We start from the raw sequence: 24,340 nt of genomic DNA, 5'->3' as shown, positions 1-24,340 counted from the left end.
ACATTGATTTTATTCAAAAATAAAGCCAGAGGCATTTCTGCACTCTGGCTTTATCATTCTTTAGTTGGCAATTTTAGCCAACCACTGGTGAATTTTACACATTCAATTCTTTTGGAATCTTCGCTAACGCGTCTTGCAGCACTTCTAAACCAGAACCCGGCTTGTGCGCATTTTCACTGATATGACGACGCCATTGACGAGCACCTGGCATGCATTGGAATAAACCTAACATATGACGGGTAATATGACCAAGGTACGCACCTTTCGCTAATTGCGCTTCAATGTATGGGTACATTTCTTCAACAATTTCGCTGCGTTTCTTCACTGGAGCATTAGAGCCAAATAACTCTTGATCTACCGATGCCAGTAGATATGGGCTTTGGTAAGCCTCACGACCAATCATCACACCGTCAAGATGCTGAAGATGTACTTTTGCTTCTTCTAATGATTTCACGCCACCGTTAATCGCAATGGTTAAGTGAGAAAAATCTTGCTTCAATTGGTAAGCTCGTGGGTAATCCAATGGTGGGATCTCACGGTTTTCTTTTGGGCTTAAACCACTTAACCAAGCTTTACGTGCGTGGATAGTGAACTGCTCACAGCCCCCCTTTTCTGAGACAATAGAAACAAAATCCGTTAGGAACTCGTAAGAATCTTGATCATCAATACCAATACGAGTCTTGACTGTCACAGGAATATCAACCACATCCTTCATTGCAGCGACACAATCCGCAACCAACTGTGGTTCCGCCATTAGGCAAGCACCAAAGCGACCGTTTTGTACACGATCAGACGGACAACCCACATTGAGGTTAACCTCATCGTAGCCACGCTCTTGAGCCAGTTTGGCACACTTTGCCAAGTCTTCTGGGTTTGAACCACCCAACTGAAGGGCCAACGGATGCTCTTCTTCGTTGTAAGCGAGGAAATCTCCTTTTCCATGAATGATCGCACCTGTCGTCACCATTTCAGTGTACAGCAGGGTTTCTTTGGTCATTAAGCGATGGAAGTAGCGACAATGACGATCGGTCCAGTCGAGCATTGGTGCTACGGAGAGCCTGCAAGAATGAGTCATGATATAAACACCCGTTTTTATGTTGCCAAGGTCGAGCGCAGCAGTACGCTCAAAAAATAAGTCGGGTATTGTATACCCAAGCACCTCTAGGTGCTAGTTTCAGCGAGAATGATTTGGCTGGCTGGCTAGCCAAATGCTTAAGAATATGCAGCAGTAATACGAATTCGTCACTCGTTGATTCATTCTGTGATGACTATTCCGACTTCACACCACCACCGACTTGCTTTAATTCATGATTTTCGTTCTGATAGTGGGTAAAATGAAGCATTTCTAAACGAACTTCGTATAGAAATGATTTATCATAGAGCACGTCCGATAGTTATGGTGAAAGGTTTGAACCCAACAATCATTGAACAAATTGAAAGTATCTGCGCAGAGCGTGGAGTACGATTGACTCCGCAACGCCGACGCGTATTTGAACTCATTTGTTCTAATCGCCGCGCCTCAAGTGCGTATGAGCTATTGGAGCAACTAAAAGAGAGTGAGCCTCAGGCTAAGCCTCCCACTGTTTATCGAGCATTAGATTTTCTCCTAGAGCAAGGCTTCATCCACCGAGTGGAATCGACAAATAGCTTTATTACTTGTTGTTCTTTCAATACTCAGCAGCACTTTTTCCAATTACTAATTTGCGATAAATGTGGTGATGTCGTTGAACTCGAAGATGAGACGCTGATATCCTTGTTAGCCGAAAACGCCGAGAAGCATGGATTCAAACTGACCAACCAAGTTATTGAAACTCATGGTGAATGCCAGGCCTGTTCCTCCGAGACGAAAGAAAAAGTATAGAAGAACGTTATGCGCGCTGAATTTGTAAACCCGTTTTTAGCTTCTTTAATGAACGTGCTAAAAACCATGGCTTCTCTTGAGCTGAAGCCACAAAAACCGCGAATCAAAAAAGATGAGATCGCACGAGGTGACGTTTCTGGTCTGATTGGCATGGTAGGTCCACAAACTCGTGGTTCAATGTCGATTACCTTTGATGAAGCGCTAGCTCTAGAAATCATGCAGAACATGCTTGGTGAGCGTCCAAATGGACTCAATGAAGAGGTCACCGATATGGTGGGTGAGATCACCAACATGGTTACTGGTGGTGCGAAACGCATTCTGGCGGAAAGTGGTTTTGATTTTGATATGGCAACACCGGTAGTGGTTTCTGGCCGAGGCCATACCATTCGCCACAAATGTGAGGGCTCAATCATCATCATGCCTTTCTCTTCCCAGTGGGGAAATGCCTTTATCGAAATCTGCTTCGAATAAAAGAGAAAAAATAGGTTGGCACTGGCCAACCTATTTTGTTTTTGCCTCAGGCAATAAAAAAGGTCAGCATTTGCTGACCTTTTCTTTATCTATTCAAACCAAACATTAAGCTTTGAACGCTTTAAATGCGTTGATTAGACCATTTGTTGAGCTGTCATGCGAGCTGATTTGAAACTCGTCTGCAAGCTCAGGTAGGATTTGGTTAGCCAGTTGTTTACCTAGCTCCACGCCCCATTGGTCAAAGCTGAAGATGTTCCAGATAACACCTTGTACGAAGATTTTGTGTTCGTACATTGCGATCAAGTTACCTAGCGTACGAGGCGTGATTTGCTTCACTAGGATAGAGTTTGTTGGACGGTTACCTTCAAACACTTTGAATGGCGCAATCGCGGCCACTTCTTCAGCGTTCTTACCTGCTTTCACCAACTCTTCTTTCACGGTTTCTTCACTCTTACCAAACGCTAGTGCTTCAGTTTGCGCAAAGAAGTTGGACATCAGTTTTTGGTGATGATCGCTAGCTGGGTTGTGGCTGATTGCAGGTGCAATGAAGTCACATGGGATCAGCTTAGTGCCTTGGTGAATCAGTTGGTAGAACGCGTGCTGACCGTTGGTACCTGGTTCACCCCAAATAATAGGGCCCGTTTGGTAAGTCACAGCATTGCCTTCACGGTCAACGTATTTACCGTTTGATTCCATGTTACCTTGTTGGAAGTACGCCGCGAAACGGTGCATGTACTGATCGTAAGGTAAGATAGCTTCTGATTCCGCACCGTGGAAGTTGTTGTACCAAATACCGATCAGAGCAAGGATCACAGGGATGTTGCTTTCTAGGTCCGTTGATACGAAGTGCTTGTCCATCTCGTGAGCACCTTCAAGCAGCTCAACGAAGTTGTCGTAACCTACCGCTAATGCGATTGATAGACCGATTGCAGACCATAGTGAGTAACGGCCACCAACCCAGTCCCAGAATTCGAACATGTTCGCGGTATCAATACCGAACTCAGACACGGCTGTCGCGTTCGTTGAAAGCGCAGCAAAATGCTTAGCCACGTGCGCTTGATCACCCGCAGACTCTAGGAACCAATCACGAGCAGTGTGCGCGTTAGTCATGGTTTCTTGCGTTGTGAACGTCTTAGACGCGATCAAGAATAGCGTCGTTTCTGGGTTAACTTTCTTCAACGTTTCAACGATGTGAGTACCATCAACGTTAGATACGAAGTGAAGGTTTAGATGATTTTTGTATGGTGCTAGAGCTTCCGTCACCATGTAAGGACCAAGGTCAGAACCACCGATACCGATGTTCACGATATCTGTAATTGCTTTACCTGTGTAACCTTTCCACTCACCGCCGATAACGCGTTCAGTGAATGATTTCATTTTTTCTAGAACCGCGTTCACTGCTGGCATTACGTCTTCGCCGTCTACCATTACTGGTGTATTCGCGCGGTTACGTAGTGCAGTGTGAAGAACAGCGCGACCTTCTGTTTGGTTGATCGCTTCACCACTGAACATCGCTTCAATTGCAGATTTCAGCTCAGTCTCGTTCGCAAGAGCGAACAGGTGCTTCAGAGTTTCCTCATTGATGAGGTTCTTTGAGTAATCGACTAGGATGTCTGAGCCGAAACGTGCAGAGTATTTGTCGAAACGCGCTGCGTCTTGAGCAAATAACTCTTTAAGATCCATATCTTGTGCAGATTCGAAATGCGCAGTTAGCGCTTTCCAAGCTTGTGTTTGCGTTGGATTGATATTTTTCAACATGGTCTTTATCCCGATGTTACAGTAGGTTCCATTCCTTACAGTCTAGCGAAAACTGTGGAATCCCCGATTTAGCAAATAGAATATTAATTAGATGTTTGGGCGAATTGCCACAAAACAAGTCTTTGTAATTTTTTTTCAGGTGCCAATTATGACTGAGAGTATTTACATTCACATTGAGTTAGGTCACGTTCCCTGCCCTGAAAATGAACAATTCATTTACGATGACAAGAATCATATCACTTACTAATGACAGGCTCTAATTGGAATAGGATAGACGCCAATTTATAAATTTCCAAAGGAACACGTATGTGGGCACAAAAAACACTGCAATTAAAAGCGAGAAGCCGCGGTTTTCACCTAATAACTGATGAAATTGAACAACAATTACCACAAATAAACGAGCTTTCAGTAGGTTTATTACACCTATTTATTCAGCATACCTCCGCCAGTTTGACCTTAAATGAGAATGCTGATCCAACCGTGCGTATGGACATGGAAGCGCATTTCAACAAGTTTGTACCAGAGCGTGCTCCTTATTATCAGCACACCTATGAAGGTGATGACGACATGCCAGCACACATTAAAGCATCCCTACTTGGCAGTAGTGTGACGATACCAATCCAAAATGGTCGATTAGCTTTAGGAACATGGCAGGGCATTTACTTGGGTGAGCACCGAGACTTTGGCGGCGGCCGCCGCGTTATTGCTACGATTAACGGTGAGTAGATAAAACAAAGGCTAACCTTAGGTTAGCCTTTCGCTGTTTATTTTGAGTACTCCATCTCGACGCGAGGCGTTAGCTTAGTCACGAGTTCATACGCAATGGTACCAATGTGACCCGCCACTTCTTCTACTGGGAGCTCTTTCCCCCAAAGAATCGCTTCGTCGCTGACTTTATCCGTTGCATCTGGTCCCAAATCGACCGTCAGCATATCCATAGAAACTCGACCTGCGATAGGTACTTTACGACCATTTACCCAAACCGGAGTGCCGTTCGGGGCACTTCTTGGGTAACCGTCGCCATACCCTACTGCGATGACACCGACTTTTGTATCTCGCTTACTGGTCCACATACCGCCGTAGCCAACACTTTCGCCCTTCTTAACTTCACGTACCGCAATAAGATGGGATTTAAGTGTCATCACGGGTTGATACCCCAGATCTTGTGCGGTCTTGTCATCAAATGGCGATACACCATACATGATGATGCCCGGACGAACCCAATCCAAATGGCTTTGAGGCCATGCCAACAACCCCGCAGATGCAGCAAGTGAACGCTCCCCCTGACAACCAGAGGTCAACGACTTAAACAGCTCAATCTGTTGGGGAGTGATATGGCTATCCAGCTCATCTGCACAGCCAAAGTGACTCATGTAACGTAACGGCTTGGCTACGTTTGGACACTCTTTCAACCGCGTGACAAACTCATCATATTGCTCAGGGCGAACGCCAAGACGGTGCATCCCACTGTCAATCTTAAGCCACACGACAACCGGAGTTTCAAGGTCGGCTTGCTCCAAAGCGATAAGCTGCTCTTCACAATGCACCACGGTTTGGATGTTGTTCGTCACAAGAACAGGTAAGTCACCTGGAGAGTAAAAACCTTCTAGCAATAGAATCGGCTTTACCACGCCACAAGCGCGCAGTTGCAACGCTTCTTCAATGCGCGCAACACCAAAGGCATCCGCATGGTTGGCATGTTTTGCAACGTGACGTAATCCGTGACCATAGCCATTGGCCTTCACTACAGCCATCACTTTACTTTGGGGCGCTTGCGCTTTCACGCGCTGTAAGTTGTGCTGCAACGCAGACAAATCAATGCACGCCTTGGCCGCTTTCATATAGCTCATGGGGTTACTCATCATCAATATCGAATGCAGGACCCGCGTAGTTGTCAAAGCGCGAGTGTTGACCTTGGAAGGTGAGACGTACAGAGCCGATAGGGCCGTTACGTTGCTTACCAATGATGATTTCTGCCGTACCTTTGTATGGGCTATCTGGGTGATATACCTCGTCACGGTAGATGAACATGATCAAGTCGGCATCCTGCTCGATAGAGCCCGACTCACGCAAGTCCGAGTTTACTGGGCGTTTATCTGAACGTTGCTCTAGGGAACGGTTAAGCTGAGACAGCGCCACGACGGGCACATTCAGCTCTTTTGCCAGCGCTTTCAGAGAGCGCGAAATCTCCGCGATTTCCAGCGTACGGTTATCAGAGAGTGCAGGCACGCGCATAAGCTGAAGGTAGTCGACCATGATCATCGACAGACCGCCATGTTCACGTGCGATACGGCGAGCGCGTGAACGCACTTCGGTCGGAGTTAGACCGGAGCTGTCATCAATGTACATGTTTTTCTTCTGCATCAAGATACCCATAGTAGAAGAAATACGCGCCCAGTCTTCGTCATCCAGCTGACCCGTACGGATCTTGGTTTGGTCAACGCGAGACAAAGAGGCCAACATACGCATCATCAACTGCTCGGCTGGCATCTCTAGCGAGAAAATAAGCACAGGCTTCTCTTGTTGCATGGCCGCATTTTCACACAAGTTCATCGCAAAGGTCGTTTTACCCATAGATGGACGCGCCGCGACAATCACCAAATCAGAACCTTGCAAACCTGCGGTTTTCTTATTGAGGTCAGTGAAACCTGTGTCGACACCCGTTACACCATCTTGCGGCGTTTTATATAACAACTCGATACGTTCTAACGTCTTTTCGAGTATGTTATCGACATTTTGTGGCCCTTCGTTTTCACTGGTTCGTGACTCAGCGATGGCGAAAACTTTGCTCTCCGCCATATCAATCAGATCTTCCGAACTTCGACCTTGAGGATCGTAACCCGCATCCGCAATCTCATTCGCGACACCGATCAAACCACGGACAATCGCACGTTCGGCAACAATATCAGCGTACGCATTAATGTTAGCGGCGCTTGGCGTGTTTTTCGCCAAATCTGCAAGGTAAGCAAAACCGCCCACATCTTCTAATTGCTCGTGACGCTCCAGGTATTCCGATAAAGTAATAAGATCGAGAGGCTTGCCCGCTTCAAGAATGGTTTTTACACCTTCAAAAATTAGGCGATGCGGACGACTATAGAAATCACTGCTTACAACACGTTCGGCAACGGTGTCCCAACGTTCATTGTCCAGTAAAAGACCACCAATTACTGATTGCTCGGCTTCTAGTGAGTGAGGTGGCACTTTGATTGCGTCGACCTGACTGTCTGAAGGTTTGCGATTTCTGTTTTCCGCCATGACTTTGCTCGATAACTACTATTGACCCACGATTATAACCTTAACCTAACTGAGATGCTTCCCCGAAGCGACAATTACTTGTTAAGAAATCCACATGCGAACCGCACAAGTAATAGCCTGGTTCTTCCGCCCAGCTCTAATAAAAATTAACCTACCATTGACCCAACAAAATATCTGTATCAGTATCATGCCCCTCCTTTTTAATTACGTTCGAGGTTGATGTGTCCCGATACTGGTTACTTAGCTTTAGCCTACTATGCGCTAGTGCATCGTATGCTGACGAATCAGTACAGCCAGAGCAAAATATTGATGTGCCCGACCCATTAAAAACCGAGGTGGAGTTCGGCTATCAAGCTCACACAGGTAACACGGACTCTCGTTCCCTGAATGCTCGTTTGAGTGCTGAATATACGTCAGGTCGACACCGTTCTAATGGTGAATGGAAGTACTACAACTTGTACAAAGACGGTGAAGAAGACAAACGCTCATCCACCTACGCCCTACAGAGTGACTACAAGTTAGGTCCTAAAACGTATTTGTATGGCAGCTTTAAAGGGGTGGATTCTCGTTACAGTGCCTATTTTAAAGACTACACCTTATCAGGCGGTTTGGGTTACCAGTTCTCCTACACTGAAAACTTCATTTTAGAGGTAGAAGTCGGTCCTGGTTTTCGTTATCAAGAACCAAATTTAGATGAGATAGATGATGACGACATTGTCTTTCCCGATATCGTTCGAGAAGGCATTTTTCGAGGGAATATCAATACGACTTGGCACGCACTAGATAATTTGAGTTTCGCGGCTGATATTACGTTGGTAACAGGTAAAAGTAACACTCGGGCCGATAGTGAACTCAGCGTGACCAATGATATTACTGAAGATATTGCACTGAAACTGGCACACTCTCGTCAGTATCACGATAAAGTGCCTGAAGGCTTAAGCAAAGCGGATAGCGTATTTTCCGTTAATTTACTTTTCGCTTTTTAACCCTTTTTCTCTCAGTTTTAGAAATAAAAAAAGCACCTCCGAGGAGGTGCTTTTTAGTATTTCGTCTTGATACTGAATTACTCAGCAGCAACAACTTGTAGGTTCACAGTTGCGAAAACTTCAGAGTGAAGTTGAACGCTGATCTCGAACTCACCAGTTGTACGTAGAGCACCTTCAGGAAGGCGAACTTCGCTCTTAGCAACTTCAACGCCTGCAGCTGTGATAGCGTCAGCGATGTCACGAGTACCGATAGAACCGAATAGTTTGCCTTCGTCACCAGCTTTAGAAGCGATAACTACAGCTTCTAGAGCGTTAACTTTCTCTGCGCGAGCTTCTGCAGCAGCTAGTTGCTCAGCAACTTTAGCTTCTAGTTCAGCACGACGAGCTTCAAACATTTCAACGTTAGCTTTAGTTGCCATAACTGCTTTACCTTGTGGGATAAGGAAGTTACGAGCGTAGCCAGATTTAACGTTTGCAGTATCGCCAAGACCACCTAGGTTACCAATTTTATCAAGTAGAATAACTTGCATTGCTTAATCCTCTTTCTTAATAAAATGAACCGATTACTGATGCTTGTCAGTGTACGGTAGTAGAGCTAGGTAGCGTGAACGCTTGATAGCACGTGCTAGTTGACGCTGGTACTTAGCGCTTGTACCAGTGATACGGCTAGGTACGATTTTACCAGCTTCAGTGATGTAGTTTTTAAGAGTTGCTACGTCTTTGTAATCAATCTCTTGTACGCCTTCTGCAGTGAAACGGCAGAATTTACGACGACGGAAGAAACGAGCCATGGGCTATCTCCTGATCTTAAATTTGAGTAATGTTGTCGGCGTGTAACACTAATTTTCCCACGCCATTTCGGCCGGTTTGATAAGTGACAAAACCACTTACCTTAATGTTACTGCCTTGAACTAAATTCTGAGTTAGTGCTTGTGACCCAAGCCCGCTGACGACTACCGGCATACGACAATAAACTTGTCGAGGTAAGTCAGCTTCGATAATAGTAGAGCGATGCTCCAGCCAAAACCGACAGTGTTCAATGCCACCAGGGCTTTTACTACGAATGGGCGGTTTGGCAATGGTGCCGCTCAGCTCCATTCGATTGGCCATAAGAAAACTTACTCAGCAGCTTCTGACTTAGCTTCAGGCTTAGCTTCAGAACGCTCTTCACGACGTGGAGCACGCTCTTCTTTTTGCTTAAGCATGATAGATTGCTCAGTGATCGCTGCTTTAGTACGCATGATCATGTTACGTAGAACTGCATCGTTGAAACGGAAAGCAGTTTCTAGCTCATCAATTACAGCTTGGTCAGCTTCAACGTTCATAAGAACGTAGTGAGCTTTGTGAAGCTTGTTGATTGGGTAAGCCAGTTGACGACGGCCCCAGTCTTCTAGACGGTGGATTTTACCGCCAGCTTCAGTGATTGAACCAGTGTAACGCTCGATCATGCCAGCAACTTGCTCGCTTTGATCTGGGTGCACCATGAATACGATTTCGTAATGACGCATTGGTTGCTCCTTACGGATTATTCAGCTTCCACAAATGGCTCAGTCGTCCAGAGGAAGCAAGGAACTAAAGATAATTGACTGAGTTTAAGGAGCACGAATAGTACAGAAAGGGCGCAAAATAGGCAAGTGATTATTTGCTCAACGCAGGGGATATTTTATTTCATCCAACGCTAGAAATAACAAAGGCTGCCAATAAAGTGACAGCCTTTAAAATCAGGGCATTATCGCGCGTATATCAGGACTTATTTCACTTCAGCCAGTTCCGTGCGCATTTGGTCGATCACTTGTTTGTAATCTGGCTGACCGAAAATCGCCGAGCCTGCAACAAACATATCTGCGCCCGCTTCTGCGATTTCACGAATGTTGTCAACCTTCACACCGCCATCGATTTCTAAACGGATATCGCGACCAGACTCATCGATCATCTTACGAACTGCACGCAGTTTATCTAGCGTGTGAGGAATGAATGATTGACCACCAAAGCCAGGGTTAACCGACATCAGTAGAATCATGTCGACTTTGTCCATGATGAACTCAAGGCTCGCAAGTGGCGTTGCTGGGTTTAGTACCACACCAGCCTGACAGCCGTGCTCTTTAATTAACTGCAGTGTACGGTCTACATGATCAGAAGCTTCCACATGGAATGTAATCATCGACGCACCCGCTTTTGCGAAATCAGGAATAATGCGGTCAACCGGTTTCACCATTAGGTGAACATCGATTGGTGCGGTGATGCCGTAATCGCGTAGTGCTTTACACACAGGTGCACCAAAAGTCAGGTTTGGTACATAGTGGTTATCCATAACGTCGAAATGCACCACATCCGCACCCGCTGCGAGTACTTTCTCGACATCTTCACCGAGACGAGCAAAATCTGCAGATAAAATGGATGGAGCAATAAGAAAATCTTTCATACCTGACCTCAGTAGTAATGAGCAAACAATCTGCGCGCAATTCTACCGAAGCCAGTGGGGAGATCCACTATTTAGATTTAATAGTGTGAGAACTAAGAGCTTGGTTGATCCATCTCAGGGGCATGAAAAAGCGCAAGCAGCTCATCGACTTTATTACGACCACTGCCATTGCGGCTAATGGTGCGCTTCACTTTTACTACATTGAGATCCGCACCGTGATACAACCGACGCGTCAGCGTAGTGTCGTGGTTGGAAATCAGAACCGGAATACCACGCTCAGTCGCCGTTCTTTCAGCAATGTCGGCTAATGCAGCCTGGTCATCCAACGTAAAACCATTACCTGCGTATGAGGTGAAATTTGCCGTGTTTGAAAGCGGTGCATAAGGAGGATCGCAATACACCACACTCCCCTTACGTGCTCGACGAAAAGTTTCTGGATAACCTTCACAAACGAACGTAGCTTTCTTGGCTTTTTCGGCAAAAAACTCCAATTCCGCCTCTGGGAAGTAAGGCTTTTTATATGAACCAAACGGAACGTTAAAGCCGCCTTTTTTGTTGTAACGGCATAGGCCATTAAAACCAAAGCGGTTCATGTACAAAAACGCCAAAGAGCGGTACATCACGTCATCTGTTTTATTAAACTCAGCGCGAATGTGTAAGTAGGCTTCTTTACGGTTATTCTCGGCAACAAACCAACGCTTCGCTTCAGAGATATACTCTTCAGGGCGTTCTTTCAGTAGGTTGTACAGATTGATCAGATCTGGATTGATATCTGCCAGTAGGTAATGGTCATAGTCGGTATTCAGAAAAACTGAGCCCGCGCCAACAAAAGGTTCAACTAGCTTTCGAGCCGGCGGTAAATGACGTTGGATGTCTTCAACCAGTCCGTATTTTCCTCCTGCCCATTTAAGAAAGGCTCGTTGCTTTTTCATCTACTGCTCTATCTATCGACCAAAAATTAAGGCTGCGGAATGTAACATATTTTTCAGCGAAGCTCAGGTTTATTTCACGCGATCAATTTCGCGATGAACCTGACGGAGTGATTTTGCCCAAGGACTCACCGACTTAACCGAATCAGGCAAGCTTGCAACGGCATCGCGAGCCATTTGAATTGTCGGATAATCTTGGTATGTGATGATATACCACTCGGTGTCATTGCGAACGGTAGGATAAATTCGTACTTGATTATTCAGCTGATGCTCATCGAGGAAGGCTTGTACATCCTCCAGTGACGTCATAGCAGCAAGCTGCAGTGTATAGGCTCTTGGTGATAGTGCTTTTAATTCTTCGCGAGCAAATGAAAACTTAACCACAGGCTGCTTCGCACCGTCTTCTCCTGACCGAGCAGAAGTTTGCGTCATACCTTGATTTGGTTTTACGACTTTTATTAGGGGTGAGCTGGTTTCATCAGTGGCGTCTTGCTTCTCAACGCCTATGACATCATCAATCGCTTTTGTGTCTGCTGAATCAGCTTTACCTTCAAGCAATGCATCGACCACATTCGACTCAATCACCACTCTCTGTTGATTGTCATCACTGCCAACGCTCGCCACTTCTTCCGTTACTGCTGGCGGTAATGAATCAGAATCATCAATCGCGCCAGAGCCATCAAGGCTACTGCTAGTGTCATCAGTCACAGATTGTAGTGAAGACTGCGCAGCACTGATTCCTGAATCTTCAAAAGTTGGAATAGCCGTTTGCTCTAAACTACCAGCAATTTGCTGCGCTTTATCATCAGGGCTTGGTTGATTATACATCCACCAATAGCCACCAACAGCAAGCAACAGTAATGCTAATACCACTAACGCAATATTCAGCGGTGAACCGACAATCGAGCGGATAATGATCCTTTTTTCCACTTTCATCTCTCCTAACGCCATGATGTCACCCGGTACTGGGTCAACTTTTTTAAATGCATCTCGAACCCGCTTCTCCGCCTCATCATCAACATAGCGCGCAACAAGTGATTCAAAGAAACGACGGGCTTCCACTTCGGACAACATATCAATATCAAGCTCAACAGGCTTTATCTCTTGTCCGTAACTGAGACGTGACAGCAATCCTTCTAAGCGCCCAGACTGCGTAAATAATAAGACATTGATGGTCCAATTCGGCTTATGATGCGCCTCTAAAATCAGCATCCAAAGCTCAGAAACGAGCGTCTCACTTAATAAATGCGCATCATCAACCACAATCGCGATATCACAAGGCTCATCACCCAATAGTCTTTCGAGACTATCAAGTAAAGGTTCTTGCTGATTAAACAATGCGTCCGAAACCAGTTGACTCAAAATAAGGATGCGGCGCTGCACATCATCTTGATTAGAATGACAAAGTAACAAACATTGATTCTTGTTACTGGCACCCACTTCAAGGTATCGCTGCGCTAACCAAGATTTTCCATAACCATCATGACCATTAATCGCAATGAAATTGGAACCAAAATTAGTCAGCAATCCCAACCTATCAAGCAACTCGATTTGAGAATCTAGTTCCAGAACGTGAGCAACACTCATCTAATAACCTTAATACACTACAAGAATGACGCCCAAAGGCGCCATTACAAGGTTAAATATCGCGACCGAAGTCTATCGCCTGTTTGAGTACGTCTTGTGTCGTATCAGCAATGACCTCGGCACTGCCAATGCCTGTAGGCAAAACCAATCGTAATTGACCAGAGAGGACTTTTTTATCTCGCATCATATGTTTGAGGAAGTCATCGAAGCTCATACTTTCTGGAGTATGAACAGGCAGTTTGGCACGACGCAAAATCGCAACAATACGCTCAAATTGCTCTGCTGAGATAAGACCGCGCAGATGCGAAGTTTTGGCCGCCATAACCGTGCCAGCAGAAACCGCTTCACCATGCAGCCAATTGCCGTAGCCAAGCTCAGCTTCAATCGCATGACCAAAGGTGTGACCTAAGTTGAGCAGAGCGCGGATGCCCGATTCTTTCTCATCCAGAGCCACCACTTCCGCTTTTATTTCACAGCAACGTGCAATGGCATAAGTTAGCGCTTCTTCATCCAACGCGTACAAGCGTTCAAGGTTTTCTTCCAACCATACAAAAAAGTCTGCATCGTAAATGATGCCGTACTTAATGACTTCTGCGATACCTGCTGCGAATTCACGCTCAGGCAACGTCGATAAACAGTTGGTATCGATGATCACGGCTTTAGGTTGGTAAAACGCACCTATCATGTTCTTACCCAACGGATGGTTAACCGCGGTTTTTCCACCCACCGAAGAATCCACTTGAGATAGTAATGTCGTTGGTATTTGAATAAAGTCGACCCCACGCTGGTAACAGGCAGAAGCAAAACCCACAAGGTCGCCAATAACGCCACCACCTAACGCGATGATCACAACATCACGAGCATAATTCCCCTCGAGGAGGAAGTTCATCACTTGGTTAAACACATCCAAGTTTTTGTACTGTTCGCCGTCAGGCAATTCTAACAAGGATGCACTACAACCGAGCTGCTCGAGTTGCTTTAAAATTTTGTCAGCATACAAAGGCGCCACTGTGACATTACTGATCACAACAACTTTTTGTTTTGCATTTTTGTTTGAGAGAACTTGAGAGAGGTACGCCGGGTCCTCAAATAACCCGGCGCCAATAGAGATTGGGTAGCTACGCTCAGCTAGGTTGACCGTAATCCGTTCCATCGGTTTGCTCCAATTAAAAAAAAGATAAAAACTTATCTCTCTTCTAGCATTTTTACGATCTGGTTGGCTACCACTTTTGCACTCTGATCGTCAGTGCGAACAGTGTAATCCGCTACTTCTTCATACAGAGGATTACGTTCTTCAGCTAATTGCTCCAATACTTCGCGAGGGTTGTCCGTTTGAAGTAGAGGACGCTTCTTGTCACGGTTTGTGCGCGCAAGTTGCTTTTCAATCGTCGTTTCTAAGTAAACAACAACACCACGTGCCGAAAGACGATTACGGTTTTCTTTGCTCTTAACAGAGCCACCGCCAGTCGCAAGCACGATGCCTTGCTCTTGTGTTAGGTCTTCAAGTACCGCTTCTTCACGCTTGCGGAAGCCTTCTTCACCTTCTACATCAAAAACCCAAGAGATGTCTGCACCAGTGCGTTCTTCGATCACTGTATCGGAGTCAACAAACTCCATATGCAGTTGCTGTGCTAGATGTCTACCAATTGTACTTTTGCCGGCGCCCATTGGGCCAACAAGGAAAATATTACGTTTCTCAGCCATGTTTAGCAGTAATTTACAACATTGATTCAATAAGATCGCCACAAGAAAACACAGCTAAATCGCTGTTCTACAAGGCTTGTGGCACCAGTTCCTCACAGATAATTCGTGATAAGACCCGAAATTATCCAAGCATGGTGCCACTATTGCAACTTTATTTTTGATTTAATCAGTTTTTCACGAGGTAGAACTACTGAATCACCACCTTAGGGGTGACGAAAATTAACAGCTCACTTTTGCCAACATTTTCATAACTTCGACGGAAAAGCGCACCTAATAGTGGCAGATCGCCTAACAAAGGCACTTTGTCCACCGAGTTAGTAATGCTGTGCTGGAAAATACCACCAAGAACGACGGTTTCACCGTTATTTACTAACACTTGCGTCCCGATACGCTGAGTATCAATCGCAACGGCTTCACCAGTGCCTGTTTTCACGACTTGTCCAGGTCTATCTTGCGTAACGCTTAAGTCCAACACAAGACGGTTATCCGGTGTAATTTGTGGCGTCACCTTCAAACTCAATACTGCTTTTTTGAACGTTACCGTCGTGGCACCACTTGATGAGGACTCTAGATAAGGTATCTCGGTACCTTGCTCAATATAGGCAGGCTTCTTATTAGTAGTGATCAAACGTGGGCTTGAGATAATCTCAGCTTTGGACTCTTGTTGCAGCGCAGAAAGCTCGAGGTCTAACAAGGTGTCTGAGCCTAATTTTGCAACCTGAAAAGCAATGCTGGTCGCGTTTGGACTGGTTGCAGCTAAGTTTACGTTTAGGAAGTCATCGATACCTACTCCATCACCGTCACCACCGTCTTCTCCTTCACCACCACCGTTATATAAACCGATCGTGGCAAGGTTGTTTTCGATAGAACCACCAACCGTGTTATTGCCATTAATAGAGGTAAAGCCCCAGCGAATTCCCAACTCGTCCATGTTGCCTTCATTGATGGTCACAATACGCGCTTCAATTTGAACCTGCTTCACCGGGATATCCAAAGATTCAATAATTTCTCGAATCACTTCAATGTTTTCAGGTAGCTCACGAATCAATAACGAGTTAGTCCGCTCATCAATGGTCATACTGCCTCGCTCAGACAACATACTGATGTTCCCTTCTCCGTTGATCATCTCTGCAATATCTGATGCTTTAGCGAAGTTTACCTTGATGATTTCAGACGAAAGCTCTCCCATCGTTTGTTCTAGCTGCTGCTTTTCGAGTTGCTGTTTTTCGCGCAGATCAAGCTCATCTGTTGGAGCAACCAGAATCACGTTGCCATCAACACGCTTATCTAACCCCTTAACTTGCAAAATAATATCCAGCACTTGCTGCCACGGAACACCATCAAGACGAAGTGTGAGGTTACCTTCTACGGAGTCTGAAACAACCAAGTTGAACTGGTTGTAGTCGGCAATCAGCTGTAACACGTTACGTACAGGAATATCTTGGAAGTTAATCGAAATGAGCTTGCCTTCTTTTTCTAGAATGCTTTTATCCGGAGCTTTCTCATTGGGTTTGATCTTAGCCACTTTGATTTCCAAGAATCGCCCCGTTAAACGGTAATCATGCGTATATTCTTCATTGATGTGCGCAACCAAGCGCGTAGTTGAGGTATCGCGAAACACCTCTACGCTTTCAACCACAGTCGAGAAATCTTTTACGTCTAGGAGATACAGTTGCTCGTCTTTTACCGAAGTATTAAGCAAATCGATACTTAACCCTTCCTGTACGCGTTTGACATCAACAATCGCGGCAGGTGACGCCAGTTCAACGACAATAACGGCGTCTTTATCTTTATTAGTGCGAAAATCGATACTCTTTAAGGCATTAGACGATACTTCTTCTGCTGCCACTAAAGGGGCTAAAAATACAAACAACCATAAGGAGAAGAGCCCAGTTAGTATCCTTGGTGTACGTGTTAATCCTTGTCTCATTTTCATTACTCAATATCAAAAATAAATGGGGCTATCTCAAAGCCAACTTAACTTTACGCTTCTGCCAACACCCTAAGCCGTCGGGCAACGTTTCATTAATTAACAAATAGGAATGGCTGACATGGGTCACTTTGCCATTGTTGCGTCCGAGGTATTGCCCCGGCTTCACTTTATAAACGGTGCCATTGGGTGCCTGAACGAGACCAGAAACCGTATTACCCATGCCCATAACTCCTTTCAAACGTAATTGGCTTAATGGGAATTTTTCTAATTTGCCAGTGCGCCGTCTTGAAGGCGGTTGCCAGCAATCTTTTCTTGCAACGGGCTGAGTGGCGATCGTGGCTTCTTTTGGTAACTCAAAGGGCGCACGCTGTACTTCAGGTGCGTACGTGACGGCAACATACTTATCTGCAGGCTTAAGTTTCTCGACATCTTGACGCGCCTGACTCTCCACCCCTCGAATAAAATCCGTTAATGACTCATCATTCGCCTGACATCCAAGGAGCAGAGACCCCATCAGCACCAACAACAAATGCTTACTTGTCATTGTTCGTCTCCTCTGGCTTAAACTGATAGGTATTGGCTCGTACCCTAAAGTGCAGAGTTTCACTTTCTTGGCTGACACGCTGCCAAGTCACATCTTTAAACGTGATGATTCGAGGTAGCGTTGCTATCGCCTGAGAAAAATGTCCGATGTCATGAAAATCTCCCGTTAACTCAATGTTTAAAGGAAGACGATAGAGGAAATGCTCTGATTGCTTTTCACCCCAGTCGATACGGGTAAAGGTCAACTTATTGTCGATACCGAGTTCATTCACCGAAGCGAGCATCGTAGCCAACTCTTTTTGCGCGGGCAGTTGTTGTAGCAATAACTCGTAACGCGTGGTGAGTTCATCCAATTGAGATTGAAGCTGAGGCAATGCAGCTACTTTGTTCGCTTTAATCTTCAGTGCCACCTTGAGCGTCTGCTCCTGCTGGACCAAGTTATTCAATTGCTCTTCTTTTGGCTTAAGGTAAAACCAATAGCCAAAACCTTGAATGAGGAAAATCAGCAGCGCGATAACCACAAGCTGAGGCAACAATGGCCACTCTGCCATTTCATCTATTTCGAGATCCTGCCAATCAACCATGCTGGGCCTCCACTTTCTTCTCCGGCACTTTGAACATGAAAGACACTTTGAACGTTTGGAACTCTTTTCCAAAACGCGCTTTTCCGTGAACGATGGAGTGCATTTCTACATCATTCAACTTGGCCGAACGCTCCATGTTGTCCAGCATCGTGGCAAGTTTTGGAGTGCTATCAGAGATCCCAGAGATCTCAATTTCCAGATCATTCATTTTGATCTTGTCGACATATACACCTTCAGGAATGACGGCTGGCATCAAGTTCATAAACTCGGTCGTTTTGTTTCGACCGTTTTGTAACCCTTCAACCACTTTTAAACGTTCGAGGATTTTGCTGTGCTCTTGCTCGGCGATTTTCATTGCTTCAATACGCTGGTCGAGCTCAGCAATGTAGTGAGTAAGGTAATCAAGCCGCTCCTGCTGCTGATCTTGTTGGTACTCAAAAAACTTTCCAATACCCCATTGAATACCAATGGCAACCAACATGCCTAACGCGACCAAGCTAATGAAACGACGTCGGTGCTCTTCTCTTTGGTTCTCTCTCCAAGGAAGTAAATTAATGCGATAAAGCACGCGCACCTCCTAGCCAATGAATGCCACGAATCGCGAGTCCTGCGGCTGTAGAGAAATGCTGCCAATCCGCGGCACGACGTTTACGTTTGGACACCTTCATTTCAAATAGCCCTAGCGGGTTTAGCAATTCACACTCTAGTGACAGTTGCTGAGATAACTCTTCCGCGAGCATTGGTGTCGAAGCTCCTTCCCCTGATAACCAGATACCTTTGATATTTTGCGAGCCATTAATTGAGGTGTAGAGCTGCATCTGACGTTTCACCCGTTCCACGATTTGGCGATTAAACAGCTCTGTTTTCTCCTGAGCATCATCGGACATCAAATCATCTTGAACAGGGCTGTTTGCTCCTCGAGTGCCGCAAGCAAACTCTTTGTGAAACAGCTCACCTTGTTCGGTAAACATGGTAAAGGAGCTCGATGAGGTGCCAATATCGAGTAAGCAGTACTTATTTTTGTCAGGAAAGCGATCGGCGGTGAGCTTCCAGATATGACCAAGACTTTGTGAATGCACGTCCACTAAAACGGGTTTTAGTCCGGATTTTTGTAATGCATCCACGCGACTATCGACCACATCTTTTCTTGTCGCAAACACTTGATAGTTATCAGTCCCACGCAACCCATCTTCGGCACGAAGACGGACGAAGTCTAAACTCAGCTCTTCGACAGGGAATGGCGATTGATGAGAAAATGCCTGAATCACAGCAAACTCAACTTCGCTATCTTCAAGGTTTTGTTCTATTTGCAGTTTTTTACTGATCACCGAATTATCAGGCACTGAAATTGCGACCTTTTTAGCACCAAAAGGCAGTTCTTTTTTAATCAGCTTTAGGGTCTTTACAATTTCTTGATGATTTATAGTGTTATTTTCAGCGACAATACCTTCCTTTAGTAATATTTCTTTGTAACCCAACAGAGCGTAATTGTTGCCTGTGGGTTTAAGTACTACGGCTTTGAGGCTGTTATGGCCTATATCGATGCCGGTAACGATTAGCTTATCCATCTCTTACTCTCGCTCCGAAATTTCTTCGTGCAAAGGTTGTTATTAGCACCCAAATAAGAGTTAATATCTCTATGTGCTAAATTTTTGACCTAAGAGTACAAGGGTTTGCCGTTACACAGCCTCAACCAATCAGGGATTCTCCGGTGAAGTTCATAAAGCGTTTATTATTTTTAACATTGATTTGCATAATTCTTGGAGTCACCACAATATTTGGCTTCTATCAGTACGTGAAGCCTGAATTGCCAGATGTTGCAACTCTAAAAGACGTTGAATTACAAACACCTATGCAGGTGTTTAGTCAAGACGGGAAGCTGATCGCACAGTTCGGTGAAAAGCGTCGTATTCCTGTTACTTATGATGAAATTCCTCAAGACTTAATTCATGCGCTAATCGCAACCGAAGATAGCCGTTTTTACGAACACCCAGGTATCGATCCTATCGGCATCACTCGTGCAGCCGTTGTAGTTGCGATTTCAGGTTCAGCTAAGCAGGGCGCAAGCACCATTACTCAACAGCTAGCGCGTAACTTCTTCTTATCTAATGAGAAGAAGATCATGCGTAAGATTAAAGAGATTTTCATTGCTATCCACATTGAGCAGCTTCTGAGTAAGCAAGAAATCATGGAACTTTATGTCAATAAAATCTTCCTTGGTTACCGCTCATATGGTTTTGGTGCGGCCGCTCAAGTTTACTTTGGTAAGAGCCTTGATGAATTGACGTTAAGCGAGCTTGCGACACTCGCAGGGATGCCAAAAGCGCCATCAACGATGAACCCAATTTACTCTCTTGAGCGTGCGACAAAACGCCGTAACGTCGTGTTAATGCGAATGCTTGATGAAAAATACATCACGCAAGAACAGTATGACGAAGCACGCAACGAACCTATCGTGGCACGTTACCACAGTGCTGAAATTGAACTTTCAGCTCCTTATGTGGCGGAACTAGCTCGTGCATGGGCCGTGAAAGAGTACGGTGAAGAAGAAGCCTATACCTCTGGCTTGAATATCTACATGACGGTGGACTCTAAACTGCAAGATGCCGCGAATACATCCGTGGTAAATAATCTGCTGTCATACGATGAACGTCACGGCTACCGCGGTGCGGAAAAAGTGCTTTGGAAAGAAGGTGAAACCGCTTGGAACAGCGAGCAAATAGAAAAGCACCTTAAGAAGCAACCAACTTATGGTGACCTTTATCCTGCCGTCGTGACAAAAGTCGATGATAAGACTGCACAAGTTTGGGTTAAAAACCATGAAGAGCAGACCATTCCTTGGACTGGAATGCATTGGGCACGTAAATACATCACCGAAAACCGCCAAGGCTCAACACCAAAATCAGCGCATGATGTGCTAGCGACAGGTCAACAAGTTTGGGTTCGCGAAGTGAGCGAAGCCAATGAAGATGACAACACGACACAAAGCTGGAAACTGAGCCAAGTGCCAACAGCGAACACCGCGTTTGTCGCGATGAACCCGGAAAATGGTGCGATATTGTCGTTAGTGGGTGGCTTTAACTTTGTTCATAGTAAGTTTAACCGTGCCACTATGTCAGTGCGTCAGGTTGGCTCAAGTATCAAACCATTTATCTACTCAGCCGCAATTGACAAGGGACTTACCTTAGCCACTCTGATCAACGATGCGCCAATTAACAAATGGGACGCAGGTTCTGGTTCGGCTTGGCGACCTAAAAACTCACCACCAACCTATGGCGGTCCAACTCGCCTTCGCCTCGGCTTAGCTCAGTCAAAGAACGTGATGGCAGTGCGTACGCTGCGTGAAGTAGGCCTTGATGAGACTCGTCAGTACCTTACTCGTTTTGGTTTTGATATTAACCAAGTACCACGTTCAGAGACCATCGCGCTCGGTGCTGGTAGCTTAACACCAATGAAAGTGGCACAAGGCTACTCTGTATTTGCGAACGGAGGTTATTACGTCGAACCGTTCTACGTAGAACGCGTGGAAGATGCATTCGGTGAAGTGCTGTTTAAAGCGAATCCAAAGAGCGTTTGTCATAAGGATTGCCCACAAATGAGCGATGAGCCAGACAATCGCTATGCCGATGAGTTTGGCGAACAAGACGTCGCGATTGATGGTTTGGCAACAGACAACGCACTGGAAAATGATGAACCTCAATATGCTCCACAAGTTATCTCTGAGCAAAATGCATTCTTAATGCGTGAGATGATGTACAGCAACATTTGGGGTGGTGGTAACTGGCGTGAAGGTACGGGTTGGAACGGTACTGGCTGGCGTGCACAAAAACTGGGGCGTCGTGATATCGGTGGTAAAACGGGTACAACGAATGACTCCAAAGATGCTTGGTACAACGGCTATGGTCCTGGTGTTGTTGCCATTGCTTGGGTTGGTTTTGATGATCACTCACGCGCACTTGGTCGTACAACAGTTAATAGCAACCTAGGCAAAGGCCAAATTTCTGGTGCTGAATCGGGTGCGAAAACCGCAGAACCCGCTTGGATTGACTTTATGCGCGTTGCACTAGAAGAAACACCTGAGCAAGGTAAAAATATTCCAGATAACATCATTCGTGTTCGTATTGATCGCAACACTGGCATGCTAACGCACAAAGTAGACAGCACATCAATGTTCGAATACTTTGAAAAAGGCACTGAGCCTACCGAATACGCTGGAGACCGTTTGGAAGACAGTATTTATTCTTCCGGCTCTGGCGCAGAAGAGCTGTTCTAAATCACTAAAGCAAAAGGGAGAGCACTCGCTCTCCCTTTTTTATGTCGGCTTTTACGCCGCGGCGTTCAATGAAGGATAAGAAGCCAATACTTCTTTAATCTTCGCCGCCAAAGCTTCAAACCTTGCACGCAGTGGTGAACCCGGGCGATATACAAGGACTATATTGCGCGAAGGCGTAGGGTTAACGGCTGGTACATAGCACACACCATCTTTTTGCTTCTCATTGGGGATAGAAAGCTGAGGCAATAACGTAATCCCAGCACCAGCAGCGACCATATTCCGCAGTGTCTCCAAACTGGTTGCCTTAAAGCGTTCATCGTCTTTCGCTCCGGCAGCAAAACAGAAACCTAACGCTTGATCACGAAGACAGTGACCGTCTCCTAGCGCTAAAACGGTTTTACCATTCAGCTCCAACATATCAACATGGTCGAGAGAGGCCCACTCATGATCACATGGCACCGCAACGCTTAACGGCTCGTTATACACTTCGATTTCTTTAAAAGGTGCCGTTTCATCAACCGAAGCCAAGACCAAGCAGTCCAATTTACCTTCTTCTAATTGACGCACCAACTGATGTGTTTGAGCTTCGTGCAGGAACAGCTCCAGTTCAGGAAATGCTTCTTTTATCTGCGGCAGAATTTTGGGTAGTAGATACGGACCTACCGTCGGGATGAAACCGATATGCATCGGCCCAGTCATTGCTCCGCTCTGACCACTCGCCATATCTTTAAAAGTTTTCACTTCACTTAAGATACGCTTAGCTTGCTCCACCAACTGCAACCCTGAATCGGTAAACAAAACGCGACGGCTGCTTCGCTCTAAAAGCGTGGTACCGAGTTCATCCTCTAGCTTACGAATTTGTCCACTCAATGTTGGTTGGCTAACAAAACATGCTTCTGCCGCTTTGCGAAAGTGCTTATGTTCCGCAAGTGCAACTAAGTACTCAAAATCTCGAATATTCATAACTCACAATTCGCTTTTTTTAACAATAGCTAATACCTATCAAAACCATAACACCAAACGATTAGAGCTATCAAAGGATTTTTACAATAATGGGCTCAACAGAACGAAACAGAGCAAAGAAAAACGCTAAGCTCTATACGCATAATTTAAAATAGTTAAAGGAAATCATTATGTTTGTATCTAAAGAAGGTCAACAAGTCCCTCAAGTTACTTTTCCAGTTCGTCAAGGTGACTCTTGGATGAATGTAACGACTGATGAGCTATTTAAAGGTAAGACCGTTATCGTATTTAGCTTACCGGGTGCATTTACTCCAACCTGTTCATCAAGCCATCTACCTCGTTACAACGAATTGTTCCCTGTATTTAAAGAGCACGGAGTGGATGAGATTATTTGTGTCTCAGTCAATGATACGTTCGTGATGAATGCATGGAAACAAGACCAAGAAGCAGAAAACATCACCTTCATTCCTGACGGTAATGGTGAGTTCACCGATGGCATGGGCATGTTAGTGGATAAAAACGACATCGGCTTTGGCAAACGTTCATGGCGTTACAGCATGCTAGTAAAAGATGGCGTAGTAGAAAAAATGTTCATTGAGCCAAACGAACCTGGCGACCCATTCAAAGTGTCAGACGCAGATACGATGCTGAATTACATTGCGCCAGACTACAAAACGCAAGAGTCCATCACGGTATTCACTAAGCCAGGCTGCCCTTTCTGTATGAAAGCGAAACAAAACCTGATTGACCACGGTCTTCAATATGAAGAAGTGATTCTGGGTAAAGACGCAACGACAGTTAGTCTACGAGCTATATCTGGTCGCACGACTGTTCCACAAGTCTTTATCGGTGGCAAGCACATCGGCGGTAGCGAAGAGCTAGAAGCGTATCTAGGCTAAGCTGTCCATAGCCTACACCCTCGGTCTCCGGTGCCTTTGGCTCGGAGGCCAACCCTAACTCACTTCTTCTACTAGTCTAGATAAGTAGTCGTCTACCGATAAGGTGACTCCTTATGCAGATTCAACGACCCAATTCACTCTCCAAGCTCAATGTAGCTAGCTTGGCTTAAAA

The 24,340-nt window shown here is 45.5% G+C and carries 25 protein-coding genes; 6 read left to right on the top strand and 19 right to left on the bottom strand.

Features of this window, described 5'->3' with window-relative positions:
* Positions 1 to 94: 94 nt before the first annotated feature.
* Positions 95 to 1,075 carry a tRNA dihydrouridine(20/20a) synthase DusA gene (gene dusA, locus L3V27_RS22170; protein WP_237312735.1) on the bottom strand — a complete coding sequence of 327 codons (981 nt, stop codon included), beginning with the start codon at positions 1,073 to 1,075 and terminating at the stop codon, positions 95 to 97.
* 321 nt (positions 1,076 to 1,396) lie between these two features.
* On the opposite strand from dusA, the gene zur reads away from it, so the two are divergent.
* Complete coding sequence (gene zur / locus L3V27_RS22165; protein ID WP_005381268.1) at positions 1,397 to 1,861, top strand: zinc uptake transcriptional repressor Zur; 465 nt, start codon at positions 1,397 to 1,399, stop codon at positions 1,859 to 1,861.
* A gap of 9 nt (positions 1,862 to 1,870) precedes the next feature.
* Entirely contained in the window at positions 1,871 to 2,332 is a 462-nt protein-coding gene (locus L3V27_RS22160) for a chemotaxis protein CheX (RefSeq protein ID WP_005381269.1), read from the top strand.
* A gap of 105 nt (positions 2,333 to 2,437) precedes the next feature.
* Here the strand turns inward: L3V27_RS22160 and pgi are convergent, their stop codons facing one another.
* Positions 2,438 to 4,090 carry a glucose-6-phosphate isomerase gene (gene pgi / locus L3V27_RS22155; protein WP_104969858.1) on the bottom strand — a complete coding sequence of 551 codons (1,653 nt, stop codon included), beginning with the start codon at positions 4,088 to 4,090 and terminating at the stop codon, positions 2,438 to 2,440.
* A 306-nt stretch (positions 4,091 to 4,396) separates the two neighbouring features.
* On the opposite strand from pgi, the gene L3V27_RS22150 reads away from it, so the two are divergent.
* A complete protein-coding gene (locus tag L3V27_RS22150) occupies positions 4,397 to 4,816 on the top strand; it encodes a secondary thiamine-phosphate synthase enzyme YjbQ (protein WP_046874640.1) in 420 nt (139 codons plus the stop codon).
* A 38-nt stretch (positions 4,817 to 4,854) separates the two neighbouring features.
* Here L3V27_RS22150 and alr read toward each other — a convergent pair whose 3' ends face one another.
* Together alr and L3V27_RS22140 are read right to left on the bottom strand one after the other, a co-directional pair.
* On the bottom strand, positions 4,855 to 5,931 hold the full coding sequence (alr, locus tag L3V27_RS22145; protein WP_041853013.1) for an alanine racemase: 1,077 nt from the start codon (positions 5,929 to 5,931) through the stop codon (positions 4,855 to 4,857).
* 13 nt (positions 5,932 to 5,944) lie between these two features.
* Positions 5,945 to 7,345: a replicative DNA helicase gene (locus tag L3V27_RS22140; RefSeq protein ID WP_005395704.1), complete on the bottom strand. Its 1,401-nt coding sequence runs from the start codon at positions 7,343 to 7,345 to the stop codon at positions 5,945 to 5,947.
* 221 nt (positions 7,346 to 7,566) lie between these two features.
* On the opposite strand from L3V27_RS22140, the gene L3V27_RS22135 reads away from it, so the two are divergent.
* A complete protein-coding gene (locus tag L3V27_RS22135; protein WP_006743223.1) occupies positions 7,567 to 8,331 on the top strand; it encodes a DUF481 domain-containing protein in 765 nt (254 codons plus the stop codon).
* 77 nt (positions 8,332 to 8,408) lie between these two features.
* Here L3V27_RS22135 and rplI read toward each other — a convergent pair whose 3' ends face one another.
* The 14 genes from rplI to pilM form a co-directional block, all read right to left on the bottom strand.
* Positions 8,409 to 8,861, bottom strand: coding sequence for a 50S ribosomal protein L9 (rplI, locus tag L3V27_RS22130; RefSeq protein WP_005381278.1), 453 nt, complete (start codon positions 8,859 to 8,861; stop codon positions 8,409 to 8,411).
* Between the two features lie 33 nt (positions 8,862 to 8,894).
* Positions 8,895 to 9,122, bottom strand: a complete 228-nt coding sequence (rpsR, locus tag L3V27_RS22125) for a 30S ribosomal protein S18 (protein WP_000090472.1) — start codon at positions 9,120 to 9,122, stop codon at positions 8,895 to 8,897.
* 16 nt (positions 9,123 to 9,138) lie between these two features.
* Entirely contained in the window at positions 9,139 to 9,441 is a 303-nt protein-coding gene (gene priB, locus L3V27_RS22120; protein ID WP_005381298.1) for a primosomal replication protein N, read from the bottom strand.
* Positions 9,442 to 9,449: 8 nt separating this feature from the next.
* The gene (gene rpsF / locus L3V27_RS22115; protein ID WP_005381299.1) at positions 9,450 to 9,839 is read right to left on the bottom strand and encodes a 30S ribosomal protein S6; all 390 of its coding nucleotides are present in this window, start codon (positions 9,837 to 9,839) and stop codon (positions 9,450 to 9,452) included.
* A gap of 242 nt (positions 9,840 to 10,081) precedes the next feature.
* Positions 10,082 to 10,753 (bottom strand): ribulose-phosphate 3-epimerase, encoded by a 672-nt coding sequence (rpe, locus tag L3V27_RS22110; protein WP_005395709.1) that lies wholly within the window; start codon positions 10,751 to 10,753, stop codon positions 10,082 to 10,084.
* A 92-nt stretch (positions 10,754 to 10,845) separates the two neighbouring features.
* Positions 10,846 to 11,685 carry a Dam family site-specific DNA-(adenine-N6)-methyltransferase gene (locus L3V27_RS22105; protein WP_005395710.1) on the bottom strand — a complete coding sequence of 280 codons (840 nt, stop codon included), beginning with the start codon at positions 11,683 to 11,685 and terminating at the stop codon, positions 10,846 to 10,848.
* Between the two features lie 69 nt (positions 11,686 to 11,754).
* Positions 11,755 to 13,269 carry an AAA family ATPase gene (locus L3V27_RS22100; RefSeq protein WP_237312733.1) on the bottom strand — a complete coding sequence of 505 codons (1,515 nt, stop codon included), beginning with the start codon at positions 13,267 to 13,269 and terminating at the stop codon, positions 11,755 to 11,757.
* Positions 13,270 to 13,321: 52 nt separating this feature from the next.
* Positions 13,322 to 14,422 carry a 3-dehydroquinate synthase gene (aroB, locus tag L3V27_RS22095; protein WP_005395712.1) on the bottom strand — a complete coding sequence of 367 codons (1,101 nt, stop codon included), beginning with the start codon at positions 14,420 to 14,422 and terminating at the stop codon, positions 13,322 to 13,324.
* Positions 14,423 to 14,454: 32 nt separating this feature from the next.
* On the bottom strand, positions 14,455 to 14,973 hold the full coding sequence (aroK, locus tag L3V27_RS22090; RefSeq protein WP_005381319.1) for a shikimate kinase AroK: 519 nt from the start codon (positions 14,971 to 14,973) through the stop codon (positions 14,455 to 14,457).
* Between the two features lie 187 nt (positions 14,974 to 15,160).
* Complete coding sequence (locus tag L3V27_RS22085) at positions 15,161 to 16,909, bottom strand: type IV pilus secretin PilQ family protein (RefSeq protein ID WP_006742777.1); 1,749 nt, start codon at positions 16,907 to 16,909, stop codon at positions 15,161 to 15,163.
* 25 nt (positions 16,910 to 16,934) lie between these two features.
* The gene (locus L3V27_RS22080; protein WP_237312731.1) at positions 16,935 to 17,450 is read right to left on the bottom strand and encodes a pilus assembly protein PilP; all 516 of its coding nucleotides are present in this window, start codon (positions 17,448 to 17,450) and stop codon (positions 16,935 to 16,937) included.
* On the bottom strand, positions 17,440 to 18,033 hold the full coding sequence (gene pilO / locus L3V27_RS22075) for a type 4a pilus biogenesis protein PilO (RefSeq protein WP_012841351.1): 594 nt from the start codon (positions 18,031 to 18,033) through the stop codon (positions 17,440 to 17,442). The genes L3V27_RS22080 and pilO overlap by 11 nt, the downstream gene beginning before the upstream one ends.
* On the bottom strand, positions 18,026 to 18,601 hold the full coding sequence (locus L3V27_RS22070) for a PilN domain-containing protein (RefSeq protein ID WP_046874634.1): 576 nt from the start codon (positions 18,599 to 18,601) through the stop codon (positions 18,026 to 18,028). Before L3V27_RS22070 ends, pilO begins: the two co-directional genes overlap by 8 nt.
* Entirely contained in the window at positions 18,585 to 19,601 is a 1,017-nt protein-coding gene (pilM, locus tag L3V27_RS22065) for a type IV pilus assembly protein PilM (protein ID WP_005395718.1), read from the bottom strand. Before pilM ends, L3V27_RS22070 begins: the two co-directional genes overlap by 17 nt.
* Before the next feature lie 143 nt (positions 19,602 to 19,744).
* On the opposite strand from pilM, the gene L3V27_RS22060 reads away from it, so the two are divergent.
* Entirely contained in the window at positions 19,745 to 22,306 is a 2,562-nt protein-coding gene (locus L3V27_RS22060) for a PBP1A family penicillin-binding protein (protein WP_048626702.1), read from the top strand.
* Between the two features lie 51 nt (positions 22,307 to 22,357).
* Here the strand turns inward: L3V27_RS22060 and oxyR are convergent, their stop codons facing one another.
* Positions 22,358 to 23,269 (bottom strand): DNA-binding transcriptional regulator OxyR, encoded by a 912-nt coding sequence (gene oxyR / locus L3V27_RS22055; RefSeq protein WP_005395720.1) that lies wholly within the window; start codon positions 23,267 to 23,269, stop codon positions 22,358 to 22,360.
* A gap of 170 nt (positions 23,270 to 23,439) precedes the next feature.
* Between oxyR and L3V27_RS22050 the strand changes: the two genes are divergently transcribed.
* Positions 23,440 to 24,168 carry a redoxin family protein gene (locus L3V27_RS22050; protein ID WP_005395721.1) on the top strand — a complete coding sequence of 243 codons (729 nt, stop codon included), beginning with the start codon at positions 23,440 to 23,442 and terminating at the stop codon, positions 24,166 to 24,168.
* The last annotated feature ends 172 nt before the right edge of the window (positions 24,169 to 24,340 follow it).

This window comes from Vibrio sp. J2-3(2022) (assembly GCF_021725735.1).
GTDB classification, from domain to species: Bacteria; Pseudomonadota; Gammaproteobacteria; order Enterobacterales; family Vibrionaceae; genus Vibrio; species Vibrio diabolicus.
Note: the sequence above shows the minus strand (reverse complement) of the source record. Positions and strands in the feature narration are given on the sequence as shown.

Bases quoted from the DNA above. Each gene is read 5' to 3' on its own strand.
- dusA (WP_237312735.1), bottom strand. From the start codon at position 1,075: ATGACTCATTCTTGCAGGCTCTCCGTAGCACCAATGCTCGACTGGACC.
- zur (WP_005381268.1), top strand. From the start codon at position 1,397: ATGGTGAAAGGTTTGAACCCAACAATCATTGAACAAATTGAAAGTATC.
- L3V27_RS22160 (WP_005381269.1), top strand. From the start codon at position 1,871: ATGCGCGCTGAATTTGTAAACCCGTTTTTAGCTTCTTTAATGAACGTG.
- pgi (WP_104969858.1), bottom strand. From the start codon at position 4,090: ATGTTGAAAAATATCAATCCAACGCAAACACAAGCTTGGAAAGCGCTA.
- L3V27_RS22150 (WP_046874640.1), top strand. From the start codon at position 4,397: ATGTGGGCACAAAAAACACTGCAATTAAAAGCGAGAAGCCGCGGTTTT.
- alr (WP_041853013.1), bottom strand. From the start codon at position 5,931: ATGAAAGCGGCCAAGGCGTGCATTGATTTGTCTGCGTTGCAGCACAAC.
- L3V27_RS22140 (WP_005395704.1), bottom strand. From the start codon at position 7,345: ATGGCGGAAAACAGAAATCGCAAACCTTCAGACAGTCAGGTCGACGCA.
- rplI (WP_005381278.1), bottom strand. From the start codon at position 8,861: ATGCAAGTTATTCTACTTGATAAAATTGGTAACCTAGGTGGTCTTGGC.
- rpsR (WP_000090472.1), bottom strand. From the start codon at position 9,122: ATGGCTCGTTTCTTCCGTCGTCGTAAATTCTGCCGTTTCACTGCAGAA.
- priB (WP_005381298.1), bottom strand. From the start codon at position 9,441: ATGGCCAATCGAATGGAGCTGAGCGGCACCATTGCCAAACCGCCCATT.
- rpsF (WP_005381299.1), bottom strand. From the start codon at position 9,839: ATGCGTCATTACGAAATCGTATTCATGGTGCACCCAGATCAAAGCGAG.
- rpe (WP_005395709.1), bottom strand. From the start codon at position 10,753: ATGAAAGATTTTCTTATTGCTCCATCCATTTTATCTGCAGATTTTGCT.
- L3V27_RS22105 (WP_005395710.1), bottom strand. From the start codon at position 11,685: ATGAAAAAGCAACGAGCCTTTCTTAAATGGGCAGGAGGAAAATACGGA.
- L3V27_RS22100 (WP_237312733.1), bottom strand. From the start codon at position 13,269: ATGAGTGTTGCTCACGTTCTGGAACTAGATTCTCAAATCGAGTTGCTT.
- aroB (WP_005395712.1), bottom strand. From the start codon at position 14,422: ATGGAACGGATTACGGTCAACCTAGCTGAGCGTAGCTACCCAATCTCT.
- aroK (WP_005381319.1), bottom strand. From the start codon at position 14,973: ATGGCTGAGAAACGTAATATTTTCCTTGTTGGCCCAATGGGCGCCGGC.
- L3V27_RS22085 (WP_006742777.1), bottom strand. From the start codon at position 16,909: ATGAAAATGAGACAAGGATTAACACGTACACCAAGGATACTAACTGGG.
- L3V27_RS22080 (WP_237312731.1), bottom strand. From the start codon at position 17,450: ATGACAAGTAAGCATTTGTTGTTGGTGCTGATGGGGTCTCTGCTCCTT.
- pilO (WP_012841351.1), bottom strand. From the start codon at position 18,033: ATGGTTGATTGGCAGGATCTCGAAATAGATGAAATGGCAGAGTGGCCA.
- pilM (WP_005395718.1), bottom strand. From the start codon at position 19,601: ATGGATAAGCTAATCGTTACCGGCATCGATATAGGCCATAACAGCCTC.
- oxyR (WP_005395720.1), bottom strand. From the start codon at position 23,269: ATGAATATTCGAGATTTTGAGTACTTAGTTGCACTTGCGGAACATAAG.
- L3V27_RS22050 (WP_005395721.1), top strand. From the start codon at position 23,440: ATGTTTGTATCTAAAGAAGGTCAACAAGTCCCTCAAGTTACTTTTCCA.